At 72.6% G+C, this 15,884-nt stretch carries 18 protein-coding genes and 1 riboswitch; of the genes, 10 read left to right on the top strand and 8 right to left on the bottom strand.

Features of this window, described 5'->3' with window-relative positions:
• The first annotated feature begins 55 nt into the window (after window positions 1–55).
• From ABZ919_RS09680 to ABZ919_RS09665, 4 genes are all read left to right on the top strand, one after another.
• Complete coding sequence (locus ABZ919_RS09680) at window positions 56–709, top strand: class I SAM-dependent methyltransferase (protein ID WP_361244738.1); 654 nt, start codon at window positions 56–58, stop codon at window positions 707–709.
• A 22-nt stretch (window positions 710–731) separates the two neighbouring features.
• Entirely contained in the window at window positions 732–1,682 is a 951-nt protein-coding gene (locus tag ABZ919_RS09675; RefSeq protein ID WP_361244734.1) for an N-acetylmuramoyl-L-alanine amidase, read from the top strand.
• 83 nt (window positions 1,683–1,765) lie between these two features.
• Window positions 1,766–2,554, top strand: coding sequence for a hypothetical protein (locus ABZ919_RS09670; protein WP_361244732.1), 789 nt, complete (start codon window positions 1,766–1,768; stop codon window positions 2,552–2,554).
• A 105-nt stretch (window positions 2,555–2,659) separates the two neighbouring features.
• Window positions 2,660–3,670: an LLM class F420-dependent oxidoreductase gene (locus ABZ919_RS09665; protein WP_361244729.1), complete on the top strand. Its 1,011-nt coding sequence runs from the start codon at window positions 2,660–2,662 to the stop codon at window positions 3,668–3,670.
• A gap of 8 nt (window positions 3,671–3,678) precedes the next feature.
• On the opposite strand, the gene ABZ919_RS09660 is transcribed toward ABZ919_RS09665, so the two are convergent.
• On the bottom strand, window positions 3,679–4,251 hold the full coding sequence (locus tag ABZ919_RS09660; protein ID WP_361244726.1) for a hypothetical protein: 573 nt from the start codon (window positions 4,249–4,251) through the stop codon (window positions 3,679–3,681).
• A 128-nt stretch (window positions 4,252–4,379) separates the two neighbouring features.
• Between ABZ919_RS09660 and ABZ919_RS09655 the strand changes: the two genes are divergently transcribed.
• Entirely contained in the window at window positions 4,380–4,673 is a 294-nt protein-coding gene (locus ABZ919_RS09655; protein WP_361244723.1) for a hypothetical protein, read from the top strand.
• Window positions 4,674–4,750: 77 nt separating this feature from the next.
• On the opposite strand, the gene ABZ919_RS09650 is transcribed toward ABZ919_RS09655, so the two are convergent.
• From ABZ919_RS09650 to ABZ919_RS09640, 3 genes are read right to left on the bottom strand one after another with little or no spacing between them, the layout of a single operon-like run.
• Window positions 4,751–5,821: a prenyltransferase/squalene oxidase repeat-containing protein gene (locus ABZ919_RS09650; RefSeq protein WP_361244720.1), complete on the bottom strand. Its 1,071-nt coding sequence runs from the start codon at window positions 5,819–5,821 to the stop codon at window positions 4,751–4,753.
• On the bottom strand, window positions 5,818–6,564 hold the full coding sequence (locus ABZ919_RS09645; protein WP_361244717.1) for a class I SAM-dependent methyltransferase: 747 nt from the start codon (window positions 6,562–6,564) through the stop codon (window positions 5,818–5,820). The genes ABZ919_RS09650 and ABZ919_RS09645 overlap by 4 nt, the downstream gene beginning before the upstream one ends.
• Window positions 6,558–8,000: a glycosyltransferase family 4 protein gene (locus ABZ919_RS09640; RefSeq protein WP_361244714.1), complete on the bottom strand. Its 1,443-nt coding sequence runs from the start codon at window positions 7,998–8,000 to the stop codon at window positions 6,558–6,560. Before ABZ919_RS09640 ends, ABZ919_RS09645 begins: the two co-directional genes overlap by 7 nt.
• Before the next feature lie 219 nt (window positions 8,001–8,219).
• On the opposite strand from ABZ919_RS09640, the gene ABZ919_RS09635 reads away from it, so the two are divergent.
• Entirely contained in the window at window positions 8,220–8,858 is a 639-nt protein-coding gene (locus tag ABZ919_RS09635; protein ID WP_361244711.1) for a TetR family transcriptional regulator, read from the top strand.
• Here ABZ919_RS09635 and ABZ919_RS09630 read toward each other — a convergent pair.
• The 3 genes from ABZ919_RS09630 to ABZ919_RS09620 all read right to left on the bottom strand — a co-directional run bounded on the left by ABZ919_RS09630 (window position 8,855) and on the right by ABZ919_RS09620 (window position 11,467).
• Window positions 8,855–9,718, bottom strand: coding sequence for a tetratricopeptide repeat protein (locus tag ABZ919_RS09630; RefSeq protein ID WP_361244708.1), 864 nt, complete (start codon window positions 9,716–9,718; stop codon window positions 8,855–8,857). The two genes, ABZ919_RS09635 and ABZ919_RS09630, sit on opposite strands and share 4 nt — an antisense overlap.
• 61 nt (window positions 9,719–9,779) lie before the next feature.
• Window positions 9,780–10,013, bottom strand: a complete 234-nt coding sequence (locus ABZ919_RS09625; RefSeq protein ID WP_361244950.1) for a ferredoxin — start codon at window positions 10,011–10,013, stop codon at window positions 9,780–9,782.
• Between the two features lie 2 nt (window positions 10,014–10,015).
• On the bottom strand, window positions 10,016–11,467 hold the full coding sequence (locus ABZ919_RS09620; protein ID WP_361244706.1) for an aldehyde dehydrogenase: 1,452 nt from the start codon (window positions 11,465–11,467) through the stop codon (window positions 10,016–10,018).
• A 154-nt stretch (window positions 11,468–11,621) separates the two neighbouring features.
• On the opposite strand from ABZ919_RS09620, the gene ABZ919_RS09615 reads away from it, so the two are divergent.
• The 3 genes from ABZ919_RS09615 (at window position 11,622) to ABZ919_RS09605 (ending at window position 13,721) form a co-directional block, all read left to right on the top strand.
• A complete protein-coding gene (locus ABZ919_RS09615) occupies window positions 11,622–12,047 on the top strand; it encodes a hypothetical protein (RefSeq protein WP_361244703.1) in 426 nt (141 codons plus the stop codon).
• 152 nt (window positions 12,048–12,199) lie between these two features.
• Window positions 12,200–13,219: an MBL fold metallo-hydrolase gene (locus ABZ919_RS09610; protein WP_361244701.1), complete on the top strand. Its 1,020-nt coding sequence runs from the start codon at window positions 12,200–12,202 to the stop codon at window positions 13,217–13,219.
• A gap of 40 nt (window positions 13,220–13,259) precedes the next feature.
• Entirely contained in the window at window positions 13,260–13,721 is a 462-nt protein-coding gene (locus ABZ919_RS09605) for a nuclear transport factor 2 family protein (protein ID WP_361244698.1), read from the top strand.
• Window positions 13,722–13,810: 89 nt separating this feature from the next.
• Here ABZ919_RS09605 and ABZ919_RS09600 read toward each other — a convergent pair whose 3' ends face one another.
• Window positions 13,811–14,395 carry a helix-turn-helix transcriptional regulator gene (locus ABZ919_RS09600; RefSeq protein ID WP_361244696.1) on the bottom strand — a complete coding sequence of 195 codons (585 nt, stop codon included), beginning with the start codon at window positions 14,393–14,395 and terminating at the stop codon, window positions 13,811–13,813.
• Window positions 14,396–14,657: 262 nt separating this feature from the next.
• Here ABZ919_RS09600 and ABZ919_RS09595 point away from each other — a divergent pair, with 262 nt between their 5' ends.
• On the top strand, window positions 14,658–15,512 hold the full coding sequence (locus tag ABZ919_RS09595) for a hypothetical protein (protein ID WP_361244693.1): 855 nt from the start codon (window positions 14,658–14,660) through the stop codon (window positions 15,510–15,512).
• A 175-nt stretch (window positions 15,513–15,687) separates the two neighbouring features.
• A riboswitch (cobalamin riboswitch) is annotated at window positions 15,688–15,760 on the top strand.
• Window positions 15,761–15,884: the final 124 nt, after the last annotated feature.

The raw sequence follows: 15,884 nt of genomic DNA, 5'->3' as shown, positions 1-15,884 counted from the left end.
TTCCCCGCGCCCCCTCGGGGCGCGCCGTCAGCGCCGTACGACCGAGAGGCCCTCCATGCCCGCCACCTCCCCCAAGCCCGAGATCCTTGCCGCGTTCGAGGCGGCCAAGGGCTTCATGCCCGTGGACGAGGGGCTGGCGTTGTACGCGGCTGCGGTGGAGGCCGGGCGGCTGGGGCTGCCGCTGCTGGAGGTCGGCACGTACTGCGGGCGGTCCACGGTGCTGCTCGCCGACGCCGCCCGCGGGGCCGGGGTCACCGCGCTCACCGTCGACCACCACCGGGGCAGTGAGGAGCAGCAGCCCGGCTGGGACTACCACGACCCGGAGACGGTCGACCCGGAGGTCGGCCTGATGGACACCCTGCCGGCCTTCCGCCGCACGTTGTTCAGGGCGGGCCTGGAGGAGCACGTGGTCGCCCTCGTCGGCCGGTCGCCGCAGATCGCGGCCATCTGGAACGCCCCGCTCGGCTTGGTCTTCGTCGACGGCGGCCACACCGACGAACACGCCGGCGCCGACTACGAGGGCTGGGCGCCGCACGTGGCCGAAGGCGGCCTCCTCGTCATCCACGACGTCTTCCCGGAGCCCGAGGACGAGTTCACCGGGCAGGCGCCGTACCGCGTGTACCTGCGGGCACTTGAGTCCGGGGCGTTCACGGAGGTCTCGGTGACCGGCTCGCTGCGTGTCCTGCGGCGAACGGGCACGGTGATCTGAGGCCCCGGTTAGAGTCGCAGACGTGTCGTATCTAGGCCCGGAGTTCGAAACCCCGCAACCGCGCCGGCCCCGGCGTGGCCCGCTGACCGTGGCGCTCGCCGCGCTGGTGCCCGGGGCGCTGCTCGGCTGGGTGGTGTACGAGGCGGTGGGCGGCGGTGCCGGAGGCGGCGACGCGGACCGTACGGCGTCCGCCACGCCCGCGGCCGGCACCTCCGCCGCGTCCGTGCCGCCGCCGTCCGCCTCGGCCTCGCCCACCGACGACGGCAAGCGGCCTTCGGGGGCGCCCGCGTCCGGTCCTCTCAAGGGCAAGGTCGTCGTCATCGATCCCGGGCACAACCCGGGCAACTTCCAGCACGCGGCCGAGATCAACCGCAAGGTGGACATCGGTACGAACTGGAAGGAGTGCGACACCACCGGGACGTCCACCAACGCCGGTTACACCGAGGCCCGGTTCACCCTCGACGTCGCGCACCGGCTGCGCGCACTCCTCGAGAAGCAGGGCGCCACCGTGAAGCTGACCCACGACGGCGACAGCCCGGCCTGGGGACCGTGTGTGAACGAGCGGGCCCGGATCGGCAACGCGGCGCACGCCGACGCGGCGATCTCCCTCCACGCCGACGGCTCCGCCGAGGGCGACCGCGGCTTCCACGTCATCCTGCCGGGGTCGGTGCACTCCGGTGCCGCCGACACCCGTGGGATCGTCGGCCCCTCGCACGACCTCGGCGCGCGCGTCGCCGGCGACTTCCTGCGCGACACCGGTGAGCCGCCGTCCAACTACGTCGGCAAAGGTACCGGTCTCGTCACACGCACGGACCTGGGCGGTCTCAATCTGTCAACGGTTCCCAAGGTGTTCATCGAGTGCGGCAACATGCGCGATAGCAAGGACGCGGCACTCCTGACCAGCGGAGCCTGGCGGCAGCGGGCGGCGCAAGGGATCTCTGAGGGAATCGTGAGTTTCCTGCGTCAGTCGTGACCGGCGGGCGGACGCGGCCGGACACCCGGATCTTGCGGGCGGTAGTGTCTACCGACGACGAGACGACCTACGAAGGACCTGAAGTGAATATCCGCTCCCTCACTAGAGGCGACGGCGTGGTGATCGGAGCAGCGGTGGTGCTGTTCATCGCGTCGTTCCTCACTTTCGAGAGCATCTCCGCTTTCAGCACCAGCCAGAGCCGGAACGCGTGGGACGACCTGGGCATGGGCCTCGGCATCTACATGGGTGCGGTGATCGGTGCCGTCCTCATCGTCGTCAACCGCTGCCTGCCGCAGCCGCGCAAGGCACTCGGGCTCGACCTGGGCCAGGTCGGCACCGCGTTCGGGGTGCTGGCGGCCTGGACCCTGCTGTGGACCCTGATCGACGTTCCCGACGGCGTGGACGCCGGCGCCGGTCTGGTGGTCGGTCTCATCGCCGCTCTCGTCCTTGCCGGCGCCGCCATCGCCACACCTCTCGTCCCCGCCCTCCAGGCGGCCCTCGTCCCGGCCCCCAAGCCGGTCGCCCCGCAGCCCTACGGCGCCCAGCCGCCCGCCGGTTACGGCTACCCGGGCGCCCAGCCGCAGCAGCCGTACGGTGCCCAGCCGCAGCCGGGCCAGCCGTTCGGGCAGCAGCCCGCCGCGCAGGGTGCTCCGGCGGCACAGCCGCCCGCCGGGGACTTCTCGCCGTTCTGGTTCGCGGTGCCGGTGACCCGCCCGCTGTTCGCGGAGGACGGCTCGCCGGCCCCGATCGCCGAACTGGCGCCGGGCACCTGGTACCTGGCCGTCGAGCAGCGCGGTGCCGCGCTGGTCGCGCAGACCCAGGACGGCCGCCGTGGTGTGCTCCAGGACACCTCCGGCATCCAGCGCGGCTGAGCCCGCATTCGCGCCGCGGTCGGCCCCTCGCCCTTCCGGGCGGGGGGCCGTTGTCGTACAGTCGCCTGGCGACGGTGAACTGACGGTACGTCAGGAGGTGGACGGATGCGGCTCGGTCTGGCACTCGGGTACTGGGGACGCGGTCCGGACGCCCGGCATGTGCCGCTCGCCCGGGAGGCGGAACGGCTCGGGTACCACTCGGTGTGGACGGCGGAGTCCTGGGGCTCGGACGCCTTCACGCCACTGACCTGGATCGCCGCACGGACCTCGACGATCAGGCTGGGTACGGCCGTTGCCCAGATGGCCGCCCGCCCGCCGACCACCACCGCGATGCACGCGCTCACCCTGGACCACCTCTCCGGCGGGCGGATGCTGCTCGGCCTCGGCCTGTCCGGCCCGCAGGTGGTGGAGGGCTGGTACGGCCGCCCGTTCCCGAAGTCGCCGCTGACCGCCACCCGGGAGTACGTGGACGCCGTACGGCAGGTGTTGCGCCGGGAGGCGCCGGTGGAGGTGGACGGGCGGTTCCATCCGCTGCCCTACCGGGGGCCGGACGGCACCGGGCTGGGCAGGCCGCTGAAGCCGGTCACCCATCCGCTGCGGGCCGACCTGCCGGTGCTGCTGGGGGCCGAGGGGCCGAGGAACGTGGCGCAGACGGTCCGTATCGCCGACGGCTGGCTGCCGCTGTACTGGTCGCCGAGCCGGCCCGAGGTGTACGGGGACGTGGTGCACAAGCTGCCGGAGGGGTTCGCGGTGGCTGCGATGGCCCGGGTGAAGGTGTGCGACGACGTGACCGAGGGGCTGCTGCCCGTCAAGGCCATGCTCGGCTTCTACATCGGCGGGATGGGCCACGCCTCCCGCAACTTCCACGCCGACCTCATGGCCCGCATGGGGTACGAGGAGGCGGCGCGGCGGATCCAGGAACTGTTCCTGGCGGGACGGCGGGAGGAGGCCGTACGGGCCGTGCCGGACGCCTTCGCCGACGAGATCTCGCTGGTCGGCCCGCGTGAACGCATCGCCGAGCGGCTGCAGTTGTGGCGCGCGGGCCCGGTGACGGACCTGCTGGCCCTGTCACCCGACCCGCACACCCTCAGGGTGCTGGCGGAGCTGAACTCCTGAGCGGACCCCTAGCCGCCGCTGTTCAGCTGGGAGGCCGAGGGCACCTGGTCCTTGACCGGGGCGCCGGCACTGCCGCCCGCGTCCTTGACCTTGTTGATGACGTCGCCGAAGGCGCCGGCCGCGCTCCCGTCGCCGCTGCGCAGTTTGGCCGGCAGGTTCTTCAGGCCGTCGATGGCGGCGCCGAGCGGCGCCAGGGCCTTCGACAGCAGCGGATCGCCCTGGGCGTTCCGCTTCGCCGCCTTGAGCCGGTTGTAGGTGAACGCACCGGCCAGAGCGGCCTTGACCAGGGTCATCTTGCGGCCGTGGGCGCCCTTCTTGAACTTGCCCGCCTTCCAGGGCTTCACGATCCACTGGTAGGTCGCACCGGCCGCGAGGCCCGCGTTCGCCACGAACCGGGCCTTGGCGAACTTCTGCCGTTCGGCGGACGTGGTCGGACTGGGGGTGTCGGCGGCGGGACTGACCTGGACCGCCGCGGTGTCCTTCGTTCTGGTCTTCTCGCCGGTGCCGCAGGCCGTGGAGCCGGCCAGCAGGGTGCAGCACAGCGTAAGCGCCAAGACGAGGCGCCGTATGGGTACAGGCACGGGACCCTCCGGACATGTCCTCCCCGAGCGGTTTGCTTCCTCCGGCAGACTCGCCCACGACGGCCGGGTGCGCCACTCGGCCGCAGCCGTTCGGGTTTCACCCGCCGCCGCCCGGCAATCCGGAAGGTATGTCCCCTCGATATCGCAACGGTGCGAATCAGGCCGGCACGGTCATCGCCGTCGTCGCCGACGTCATGGCACTGATCCTCGGCCTGTGGATCCTGATGTACCTGCTGGACGCGAACCGCGCCAACAGCCTGGTGCAGTTCGTCCACGACGCCGCCGCCTGGCTGGCGGGCTGGTCCCACGACCTCTTCACGTTCAACGAGGCCTGGGCCCGCGTGGTCGCCGGCTACGGACTGGCGGCCGTCGTCTACCTGTTCGTCGGCCACGCCATCGCCAACCGGATGCACCGGCACTGAGCCCCCGGGCCAGTGCTGTGACCGGAAGCTGTGACCGGAAAGGGTCACCGGCTCGCGAGACCTTTCCGGTCACAGCACTAGCCGCAGCAGTCGGGGTCCAGGCCGGCCGGCAGGTGCTCCCCGCCGAACACCGCGCAGGTGGCCTCGTGGCCGCCCAGCGCGGCGACGGCGAGCAGCAGGGAACCGGCTGTCCAGGTGGTGAGTTCGCGGGGCCAGACGGCGTCGTCCTCGAAGACGTAGCCGGTCCAGTACAGGCCGCTCTCCGGATCGCGCAGGTGCTGGATGGACTGGAGGATCTCCAGGGCGCGGTCCGACTCCCCCACCGCCCACAGCGCCAGGGCGAGTTCGCTGGACTCGCCGCCGGTGACCCAGGGGTTCGGGACGACGCAGCGCACGCCGAGGTCCGGGACGACGAACCGGTCCCAGGACTGCGCTATGCGGGCCCTGGCCTCCTCGCCGGTGAGCGCGCCGCCGAGGACCGGGTAGTACCAGTCCATCGAGTAGCGGTCCTTGTCGAGGAAGCGCTCCGGATGCCGTCGGATCGCGTGCCTGAGCCCCCCGACCGCCAACTCCCAGTCCGGCTGCGGCTCTTCGCGCTGCTCGGCGATGGCGAGCGCGCAGCGCAGCGCGTGGTGGACCGAGGAGCTGCCGGTGAGCAGGGCGTCCGCGGTGGGCGTCCCGTCGTCCTCGCGGCGCCAGCCGATCTGCCCGCCGGGCTGCTGGAGCGCGAGCACCCACTCGACGGCCGCGTAGACGGCCGGCCACATGCGGTCGAGGAACGTGTCGTCGCCGGTGGAGAGGTAGTGGTGCCACACGCCCACGGCTATGTAGGCGACGAAGTTCGACTCGCGCGCGGGGTCGGTGACGTCGTCGTGGGCGCCGTCGGCGTAGGCGGCGTACCAGGAGCCGTCCTCGTTCTGGTGCCGGGCCAGCCACTCGTACGCCCGCTCGGCGGCCTCGTGCTCGCCGGCCGCGTCCAGGGCCATCGCGGCCTCGGTGTGGTCCCACGGGTCCAGGTGGTGCCCGCGGAACCAGGGGATCGCGCCGTCCTCCCGCTGTACGGCGAGGATGCCGCGGACGGTCGCGGCGGCCTGCCCGGCGGTGAGGACCCCGGGCAGGACGAGGTGTTCTGTCCGGGGAGTGGTCACTTGGCGGCCGCCTCGTCGGCGAGGCGCGGAAGGTGCGGCTTGGTCGCGTAGACCACGAAGCTCTTGCCGATCAGCGGGTTCAGCGCCTGCTCGGCGACCCGCGTGGCGAGCGGCTTCTTCATGATGTCCCAGACCAGCAGCTTGTGGTACGCCCGCACCGGCAGCGCCTTGTCGTTGTCGACGCCGAAGGCGCACTTCAGCCACCAGTACGGCGAGTGCAGCGCGTGCGCGTGGTGGCTGCCGTACGGCTTCAGACCCGCCTCACGGATCTTGCCCACCAGCTCGTCGGCCTTGTAGATGCGGATGTGGCCGCCCTCGACCTCGTGGTAGGCGTCGGACAGCGCCCAGCAGATCTTCTCGGGGCCGTAGCGCGGGACCGTGACGGCGATACGGCCGCCCGGCTTGAGCACGCGGACCATCTCGGCGAGCACGCCCTTGTCGTCGGGGATGTGCTCCATCACCTCGGAGATGATGACCACGTCGAAGGACTCGTCCGGGAAGGGGAGGGCCAGCGCGTCGCCCTCCATGGCGGTGGCGGTCGCGCCCTCCGGGGCCTCCCCGGCCTCCTTCATCGCCGCGAACCACTTGGCGACCTCGCGGATCTCCTCGCCGTTCTGGTCCAGGGCCACCACCTGGGCGCCACGCCGGTAGCACTCGAAGGCGTGCCGGCCGGCTCCGCAGCCGAGGTCCAGGACACGGTCGCCGGGGGCGAGCGGGAACCGGGAGAAGTCGACGGTCAGCACGTGGCCCTGCTTTCGGAAGAGACGCCTGCAACACTTGCCGGGGCCGCGGGAGCAACACTGGGTGAAGCCGCGGAAGCAACACTTTGTGGGGCCGCCGGAGGGCCGGGAGCCCGGGACGGGGCGCGGCGGGCGGCCGCGGAGCGGGCGATGGCCTCGCGGTAGTGGGCCACGGTCCCTTCCGCGGCCCGCGCCCATGTGAAGTGCCGCAGCACCCGCTCGCGGCCCGCACGGCCGAGCCGTACCCGAAGCTCCCGGTCCCCGAGCAGCCGGACGAGCCCGGCGGCCAGCGCTCCCGCGTCCCCCGGCGGTACGGCCAGGCAGGTCTCGCCGTCGCGCCCGGCGACCTCGGGGATCGCGCCGCCGGTCGTGGCGACCAGCGGGGTGCCGGTGGCCATGGCCTCGGCGGCGGGCAGCGAGAAGCCCTCGTACAGCGAGGGCACGCAGGCGATCTCGGCCGAGCGGATCAGGTCGACCAGCTCGGCGTCGGAGATGCCCTTGACGAACTCGACGGCGTCCTCGAGGCCGTAGCGCTCGATCGCGGTCGCGACGGGGCCCTCCTCGGGGCGCTTGCCGACGACGACGAGATGGGCGGCGGGGTGCTCGGTGCGCACCTTGGCCAGCGCCTCCACCAGGAACACCAGCCCCTTGAGCGGCACATCGGCGCTGGAGGTGGTGACGATCCGGCCCGGCACCTCGGGCACGGCCGGATTCGGCGCGAACAGATCGGTGTCGGCGCCGATGTGGACGACGTGCACGCGGTCGTCGCGGACGCCGAGGTGGTCGACGATCTCCTGCCGGGAGCTGCCGGAGACGGTGAGGACCGACGGCAGCCGGCGCGAGACGCGCTTCTGCATCCGGGTGAAGGCGTACCAGCGGCGGACCGAGTACCGCCGCTGCCAGCCCTCGGCCGCGTCCAGCTCCAACTGCCGGTCGACGGTGATGGGGTGGTGGACGGTGGTCACGAGGGGCGCACCGATGTCCCCCAGCAGCCCGTACCCGAGGGTCTGGTTGTCGTGGACGACGTCGAACTCGCCGCGCCGGGCGCGCAGATGGCGGCGGGCGCGCAGCGAGAAGGTCAGCGGCTCGGGGAAGCCGCCGGTCCACATCGTCGCGACCTCCAGGGCGTCGATCCAGTCCCGGTACTCGTCCCGCTCGGGGGTGCGGAAGGGGTCGGGCTGGCGGTAGAGGTCGAGGCTGGGCAGCTCGGTCAGCGTGAGTCCGGGATACCCCTCGTCGAGCACGGGGTACGGCTGCGAGCCGATGACCTCGACCCGGTGCCCGAGCCGGACCAGCTCGCGCGAGAGATGCCGTACGTAGACACCCTGCCCGCCGCAGAACGGGTTCCCTTTATAGGTGAGGAGCGCGATGTCGAGCGGTCGCTCGCCGTCGGACGCGGGTTCCTCCTGGGCACCCGCTTCCCGGGCCTCAGCGGTCACTCCGTGCCCCCTTCTGCCTGCACTGTCCCGCGAGACTACGCGGGACGCTAATCTAGAACAAGTTTCAGACTTGATCGTTCAAGAGGCTCTGAATCTACCGGCAGGTACGGGCGCTGTGAGCAGTGGATCAGGTGATTCGCGCCACGGCGCGTGGCCCTGCCATGCTGTCTGATCACGTGCCCCACAGACGCCTTCACCGACTGTCACGGAACGGGACCCATGCCTGCGGAATCCAAGGTGGAAGCCAGTACGGTCCGGCCCTCGCCGGCTCCATCGTCTCCGCTCACGGAGCGCCAGGAGGCCCGCCGCCGCCGGATCCTGCACGCCAGCGCCCAGCTGGCCAGCCGGGGCGGTTTCGACGCCGTGCAGATGCGCGAGGTCGCCGAGTCCTCCCAGGTGGCCCTCGGCACGCTGTACCGCTACTTCCCGTCCAAGATCCACCTGCTGGTGGCGACCATGCAGGACCAGCTGGAGCACATGCACGGGACGCTGCGGAAGAAGCCCCCGTCGGGTGACACGGCCGCCGAGAGGGTGGCGGAGACCCTGATGCGGGCCTTCCGCGCCCTCCAGCGCGAACCTCACCTGGCCGACGCGATGGTCCGCGCCCTGACCTTCGCCGACCGCAGCGTCTCTCCCGAGGTCGACCAGGTCTCCCGCCAGACGACCCTGATCATCCTGGACGCGATGGGCTCCGGGCACCCCACCCCCGAGCAGCTCTCCGCGGTCCGGGTGATCGAGCACACCTGGCACTCGGCCCTGATCACCTGGCTCTCCGGCCGTGCCTCCATCGCCCAGGTCAAGATCGACATCGAGACGGTGTGCCGCCTGATCGACCTCACGGAACCGGGCGCGTCCTAGCCCACCGGTGCCAGCTCGCTCCAGGTGCGGCCGGCGGGGGTGACGGCGGCCCACCGGTCCAGCAGCCGGCGGGCCTCCCCCTCCGGGGCCGCCAGGGAGACCCGCTGGGCTCCCCCGTGCGTGGTGCGCTCCCGTTCCAGCGTGCCCCCGCTGCAGCACGCGCACACGAGCTCGAAGCCGCTCGCCGGCTCGGCGCCGTAGTCCTCGGCCACGAACAGCTCCACCAGCGCCTCGACGTCGGCGGCCTCGGCCGCGTTCACCGTGACCGTGAAGGTGGGCAGGCCGGACGCCTCGAAGAGGAGGAGCTCGTCGAAGACGGGGAACTCCCGGCCGTCGACGATCCGGGTGCCCTTCGGCTCGCCGTCGTGGACGACGGTCTCGCCGAAACGGCGGCCGGCGGTCACCGGCACATTCATGACCCGGCCCCGCGTCGGGCACAGCCGGTCGATCCAGACCACCTCCCGCTCGCCGCCCGTGTCCAGGCGCACGCAGGCCGGGCCGAACCGGCCGTCGATCCGGCCCTCGCCGGGCGGGAGTTCGATGCCGAAGCCGGTCCAGGCGTCGCGGGCGGTCGCCCAGTCGCGCTGGATCGTCGCCGCGATGCCGAGGTTCCAGTACGCGGGGTCGCCCTCGCCGCGCGGGGCCCGGGCGGCGGCCTCGCGCCCGAGCTCGTACGCCTTCGCCCAGTTGCGCAGGAACTTGTGGGCGAGCGCGGCGTCGTACCACCACACCGCGCTCGGGGCCTCGTCGGGGTAGTGCGCGAGCACCCGCTCGTAGAGGTCGGCCGCACGCAGCCACTCCTGCGCCTGCCATGCCTCCCGCGCCCGCTCGATCAGCACGACCGCCTCGGACCTGTCCACGCTTCCCCGCCCTGCTCGTTCCGTCGAGACCGCAGGAGAGTAACGCGGGACACCGACACCTCTACTCCTCGGGCGGGAACACCGTCTCCCCGCTCTCCAGCAGTGTGATCACGATCGCCTCCACCGGGCAGCTCTCGGCCGCCTCCAGGACGGGTTCGGCGGCATCGGTGTCCGGCTGCACGGGATGGGACTGGCGGGCGGAGTCGAGGCGGAAGGCCTGCGGGGCGTGATGGAGGCACTGGGCCGAGCCGATGCACACCGACCGGTCGACCTCGACGTGCCAGCGGTCGCCCATGCTCACGCCCCCGCCGGCAAGTGGATCATCTTGTGTTCGAGGTACTCGCCGTACCCCTCCGGCCCGAACTCCCGCCCCAGCCCGGAGTTCTTGTAGCCGCCGAACGGGCCGAGCATGTCCAGGCTGAAGGTGTTGACCGAGTAGGTGCCGGTGCGGACCTGCCGGGCGATGTCGATGCCGTGCTCGACGTCCGCCGTCCACACGCTGCCGGACAGGCCGTACTCGGAGTCGTTCGCGATCCCGACCGCCTCCCGTTCGTCGCCGTACGGGATCAGGCAGACGACCGGGCCGAAGATCTCCTCGCGGGCGATGCGCATGGCGTTGTCGACGTCGCCGAACAGGGTCGGTTCGACGTACCAGCCCTTCTCCAGCCCGGCCGGCCGCCCACCGCCCGTGAGCACCTGGGCGCCCTCTTCCTGCCCGATGCGGATGTAGTCCATGGTGCGCTGCTGCTGCCGGCGGGCGACCAGCGGACCGACCTGGGTCGCCGGGTCCAGCGGGTCGCCGACCTCCAGCGCGCTCGCGGCCTGCGCGAAGGCGTCGGCGAACTCGTCGTAGCGGGCGTGCGGGAGGAGGATGCGGGTCTGGGCCACGCATGCCTGCCCGTTGTTCATCCAGGCCGCAGGTACGATCCCGGACACCGCCGTCTGCACGTCCGCGTCCGGCAGGACGACGGCCGCCGACTTTCCGCCCAGCTCCAGGGTGACCCGGGTGAGGTTGCGGGCGGCCACCTCCATCACCCGCCTGCCGGCGGCGACCGAGCCGGTGAAGGACACCTTGTCGATGCCGGGGTGGCCGACCAGGTACTCGCTGACCTCGCGGTCGGCGGGGAGGATGGAGAGCACACCCTCGGGCAGCCCGGCGTCCCGCGCGATCTCGGCCAGCAGAAAGGCGTCCAGCGGGGACTCGGGGGACGGTTTCAGTACGACGGTGCAGCCGGTCAGCAGCGCGGGGGCGAGTTTGGCGGCGGCGACGAACTGCGGGACGTTCCAGGGGACCACGGCGGCGACGACACCGACCGGTTCGCGCCGGACGAGGATCGGGCCGAGAACGCCGTCCCGGCGCTCCTCGTGGGTGTAGCCCCGCGCGACACCGATCGCCGCGTCCCACACCATCATCGCGCCGAGCGCCTGGGCGAGGACGCTCCAGGAGTACGGGGAGCCGTTCTGCGCGGAGATCACCCGGGCGATCTCCTCGTGCCGGACGGCGATTCCGTCCTTGATGCGGGTGACGACCTCGATCCGCTCCTCGAGCGGGGCACGCGGCCAGGGACCCTCGTCGAAGGCGCGGCGCGCCATGGCCACCGCCCGATCGACGTCCGCCCGTGAGGCGTGCGGCACCCGGCCGATGACCTCCTCGGTGTGCGGGGAGATCACCTCGATGACGTCCGCGCCCAGGGGATCGGTCAACTCCCCGCCGATGAACAGCTGTCCGTGTTCCACGAGCTCGGTCATGGCCGACTGCCTCCCGCCGCACCGCATCTTTCTGACGCTGTATCAGAAACTGATATCAGCTCCCGCCGAAGTAGGCCAGACCTGCGGCCGGACAGGCTCTGACCAGCAGAAGCGTGGGGCTCCCGCAGGGCCGGTCGCGTGACCGGGACTCCCGGTGCAAGGCACCTGTGCAGGAGCCACCGCGCTCGCTTCACAGCGGGCCGCCGCCGCGTCCGCCGCGCCCGGAGACATCTGCAAGGCCACCGCGGTGCACTCCATCGGGGCGAGTGACACACAGGTCGTCACCCTCGCCCTTCCCGCGGGCACCTCCACGCTGACCGGTTCCGCGCACGTGATCCACGCGGACAAGGCGCACTGCTCGATCACGGGTGGCCCCGCGATGGCAACGCCGCGAGGCAGCGGCTGCAACGAGGCGCCACTGAGCTCCACCGGGGTGGTGACGCCGACGACGGCCGGCAAGGTCCAGCTGGCCTGCAGCAGCGAAAAGGTGCCTCCCGTCCCGCAGGACCCCGCCGCCAACGCCACCTTGGTGGCCACCAGGGTCGCCTCGTACCGGAACCAGGGCACGGGCGCCGCCTGACCCAGGCCCGGACGGCGCAGGCCGCGAGGTCTCCGGCGAGCCCGGGCAGCCGGTCCGCACGTCTGGCTGACGTGTCATCAGTTCTCGTTATAGTTGACGGCGGTCACGCACCGGTGGGTGGCGCGTGGACCGGCGGGAGGGGCTGAGGACCGATGACGACGACGTTCGATCACGGCGGGGGCGTACGGTCCGTGGCGGTTCCCATCCCGGACAACCCGCTCGGCCACACCCTGGTGTACGTCGTGGAGACCGACCGCGGCCCGGTGCTGATCGACACCGGCTGGGACGATCCCGCGTCCTGGGACACGCTCGTGGCGGGGCTGGTGGAGTGCGGTACGGCGGTGGCGGAGGTCTACGGCGTGGTCGTCACACACCACCACCCCGACCACCACGGCCTGTCGGCCCGGGTGCGCGAGGCCTGCGGCGCGTGGGTGGCGATGCACGCCGCCGACGCCGCGATCGTACGGCGCACCCGTCAGGCCCGGCCGGAGCGCTGGTTCCGCTACATGAGCGCCAAGCTCGCGGCGGCCGGCGCCCCGGCGGAACACCTGGCGCCGCTCCGCACTCCCCGCACCCTGCCCGGCCTCTGCCCCGCCCTCCCGGACCGGGAGATCGGCCCCGGCGAACTCCTCGACCTGCCCGGCCGCCGGCTGCGCGCGATCTGGACCCCCGGCCACACACCGGGCCACGTCTGCCTGCACCTGGAGGAGGAGCACCCGGCCCAACGGCCTGGCCACGGGCGCCTGTTCAGCGGCGACCACCTCCTGCCCCGGATCACCCCGCACATCGGCCTGTACGAGGACCCCGACGACGCGACCGTCACCGATCCCCTCGGCGACTACCTCGACTCCCTGGAACGGATCGGCCGGCTCGCCCCCGCCGAGGTCCTGCCCGCGCACCAGCACGCCTTCACCGACGCGCCGCGGCGCGTACGGGAGTTGCTCGCGCACCACGAGGAGCGCCTGACCGGCCTGCTCGCCCTGCTCGCCGAGCCGCTCACGCCCTGGCAGCTCGCCGAGCGCATGGAGTGGAACCGCCCCTGGGCCGAGATCCCCCACGGCTCCCGGAACATCGCCGTCTCGGAGGCGGAGTCCCATCTGCGCCGCCTGGTCAAGCAGGGCCGGGCGGAACCGCTGACGGGGAGCGGTCCGGTGGCGTACGTGGCAGTGTGAACGGTTCGCCTCCGCCGGGGTGCCCCTGTTACACAGCCTCATGGACTCCTTGGAGCGGCTTCTCGCCGAACGCGCCTGCGAGCGCGTGATCGTCGACTTCGTCCACCGTCTCGACCTGGGTGAACCGGCTTCCGTGCGGGAGCTGTTCACCGAGGACGGCACGTGGGAATGGCCCCCGCCGGGGGACGGGCGCCGGATCCGGGGCCGGGAGGCCCTCGGCGCATACTTCGGCTCCCGCCCCGCCGACCGGCTGTCCCGCCGTCTGATGTCGAACGTGCTGGTCACGGTGACCGGCCCGGACACGGCGACCGCCGCCTCCTGCTTCACGACGTACCGCGTCGACGGGTACCGCGGCGGCGCCCCCGTCCCCGCCGGACCGCCCGTCCAGGTGGGCGACTACGAGGACGTGTTCCGCCGGGTCGACGGCTCGTGGCTGATCGCCTCCCGTGCGCTGCGCCTGCCCTTCGGCGGCGACACCCCGAAAGCACCGAACGCCGGCTGACCGCGACGGACCGCTGGCTCCGATGGACGGCCGGCCCGGAGGCCGCCGGCCCCGAGGCCGCCGGCCCCGAAAGGCCGCTGACCCGGCGGTCAGCCGACCTCGCGCCGCTCCGCGGAGATGATCATCTCGGCGAGGTCGGCGAGTGTGGCCAGCTGGCGGGCGTTCATCTGCGGGGCACGGGCCGCGAGGCGGACGAGGCCGCTCTCCCGCAGCCGCAGCAGCGGGTCCGCCTCGGCCTCCAGGTTCTGCAGCACCGGCCGCAACGCCTCGTGCAGCGCCTCCGGTTCGTCGGCGGTGAAGAAGCCGGCCGGCAGGCCGAAGTGGCGGCGCAGCCGGTCGGTGTGCTCCAGGCTCGGCATACCGCTCTTGCGCCACTCGCTGAGCCACTGCCGGCTGGTTCCGGCGATCCTCGCCAGCTCGTCCAGCGAGTACCGCTTGCCGTCCGGCCGGCGCCGGGTCTCCCGGATGAAGTCCAGTCGCTGGCGCACCCGTTGGGCGAGACAGGTCTCGGGCGCCCGCCCCCCGGCGAGCAGGTCGACGACGAGGCCGACGGGGATGCCGGTGCGCTGGGACAGGTCGGCCACGTCGAGGGCCTCCGGCAGCCGTCCGGGCCGTCCGGTCAACTCGCCGAGCCGGTCCAGGACATCGGCCAGCGAGGTGTAGGCGTCACTCACCGAGGTCCCCCCTGGGCGGTCATCCGTTCGGCGGCTGTGGCTGCGCCTGTGACTGACGGGAGGCTACCCGGTCACTCGTTCGACGACCAGACATGACAAGTCTACCTGCGCAAGGGGGCAGCAATCGTTGACAGTCGAGGGCGCGGCGGGTGAGGATCACGGCGCAGAGAGCAAGCTTTCGACCGCCCCGGGCACCGCCGACGGAGGAGTGGCGACCGGGGTGGTTCTCTGTCCCACTTCTCCCGTGAAGGTGATGCCGCCGATGCCGCAGCCCGTCCTTCTGCTCGGGGCCGGCCGGGTCGCGCACGGGGGGTTCCCGCTGGCGCGGATCGCCGCCGTGCGCCCGGTGGTGCTGGTCGGCGCCTCGGTGCCCGCCTGGGCACGGCCGTATCTGTCCGGCCTGCTCATGGCCGATCCGGCGCGGGAGGTGGAGACGGCCGACACGGTGGCGCGGTACGCGGCCCGGCATCCGGTGGCCGGCGTGCTGACCTGGCGCAGGGAGCACCTGGCCGGGGCCGCGCGGATCGCCGGCCGGCTGGGTCTGCCGGGCCTGCCGTACGACACGGCCGCGGCCTGCGCCGACCCGGCGTCCCTTCGGGCGCTGCTGGTGCGGCACCGGGCGGTGCCGGCGGGGCCGGAGGACATGACGGGACCACTGGTGTCCGCCGAGACCGTCGTGCTGGACGACGAGGTCCGCATCACCGCCCTGACCCGTACGACCCCGTTGCGGCACTCCGTCCACGCCCATGACGGCCTGCTGCACAACAGGTTCCTGCGGCAGGCCGTCGAGCGGGCCGTCCGGGCGCTCGGTCTCACACACACCGTCGCGCACGTGGCCCTGCGGCTGACCGAGCGCGGGCCGGCGGTCACCGGTGTCACGCCGCATCTGCCCGGCGATCTGATCCCGTGGCTGGTGGAACGGGCCACGGGGGTGGACCTGGTGGGGGCGGCACTGTCACTCGCGTGCGGCGCGACGGTGGACGTGACGCCGACCCGGCAGCGGGCGGCGGCGGTCCAGTTCGCCGAGCGGGAGGCCGACCGGCGCTCCGCGCGCGAGTACCGGGTGGTCGAGGGCGAGGATGCCCAGGAGTGCGAGCGGGCGCTGGACGCCGCCTGATGCTGTGACCGGAAAGGTCTGCCGGAAAGCTCGCGGCGGGCGTCGCGAGCCGGTGAGCCTTTCCGGTCACAGCACCAGCGGTGACCCCGGTCACCGCCCCCCTGTGCCCACAGCCACTCCTCGGCCCGCCCGGGGCTGCCGGTAAAGTGGCGGCGTCGTCATCACACCCGTACGGGGGGAAGCCGGTGCAATTCCGGCGCTGACCCGCAACCGTGAGCCGTTCCCAGGAGCGGTGAGCCGGAACGCCCCGGACGGGACACGTTGACCGGCTCGTGTGCGTCGGCCTTCCGCCGCGTACGGCACCGTCGAGGTTTACGGAGCCGAGCCGCCCGGGGCCCACCCGCGCGCTGCCCGGCTCCCCACAGGGAGAGG

The sequence above is a fragment of the Streptomyces sp. NPDC046759 genome, assembly GCF_040645475.1.
Taxonomy (GTDB): domain Bacteria; phylum Actinomycetota; class Actinomycetes; order Streptomycetales; family Streptomycetaceae; genus Streptomyces.
The sequence above is the reverse complement of the archived record's forward strand: the minus strand, read 5'-3'. Positions and strand labels throughout refer to the sequence as shown.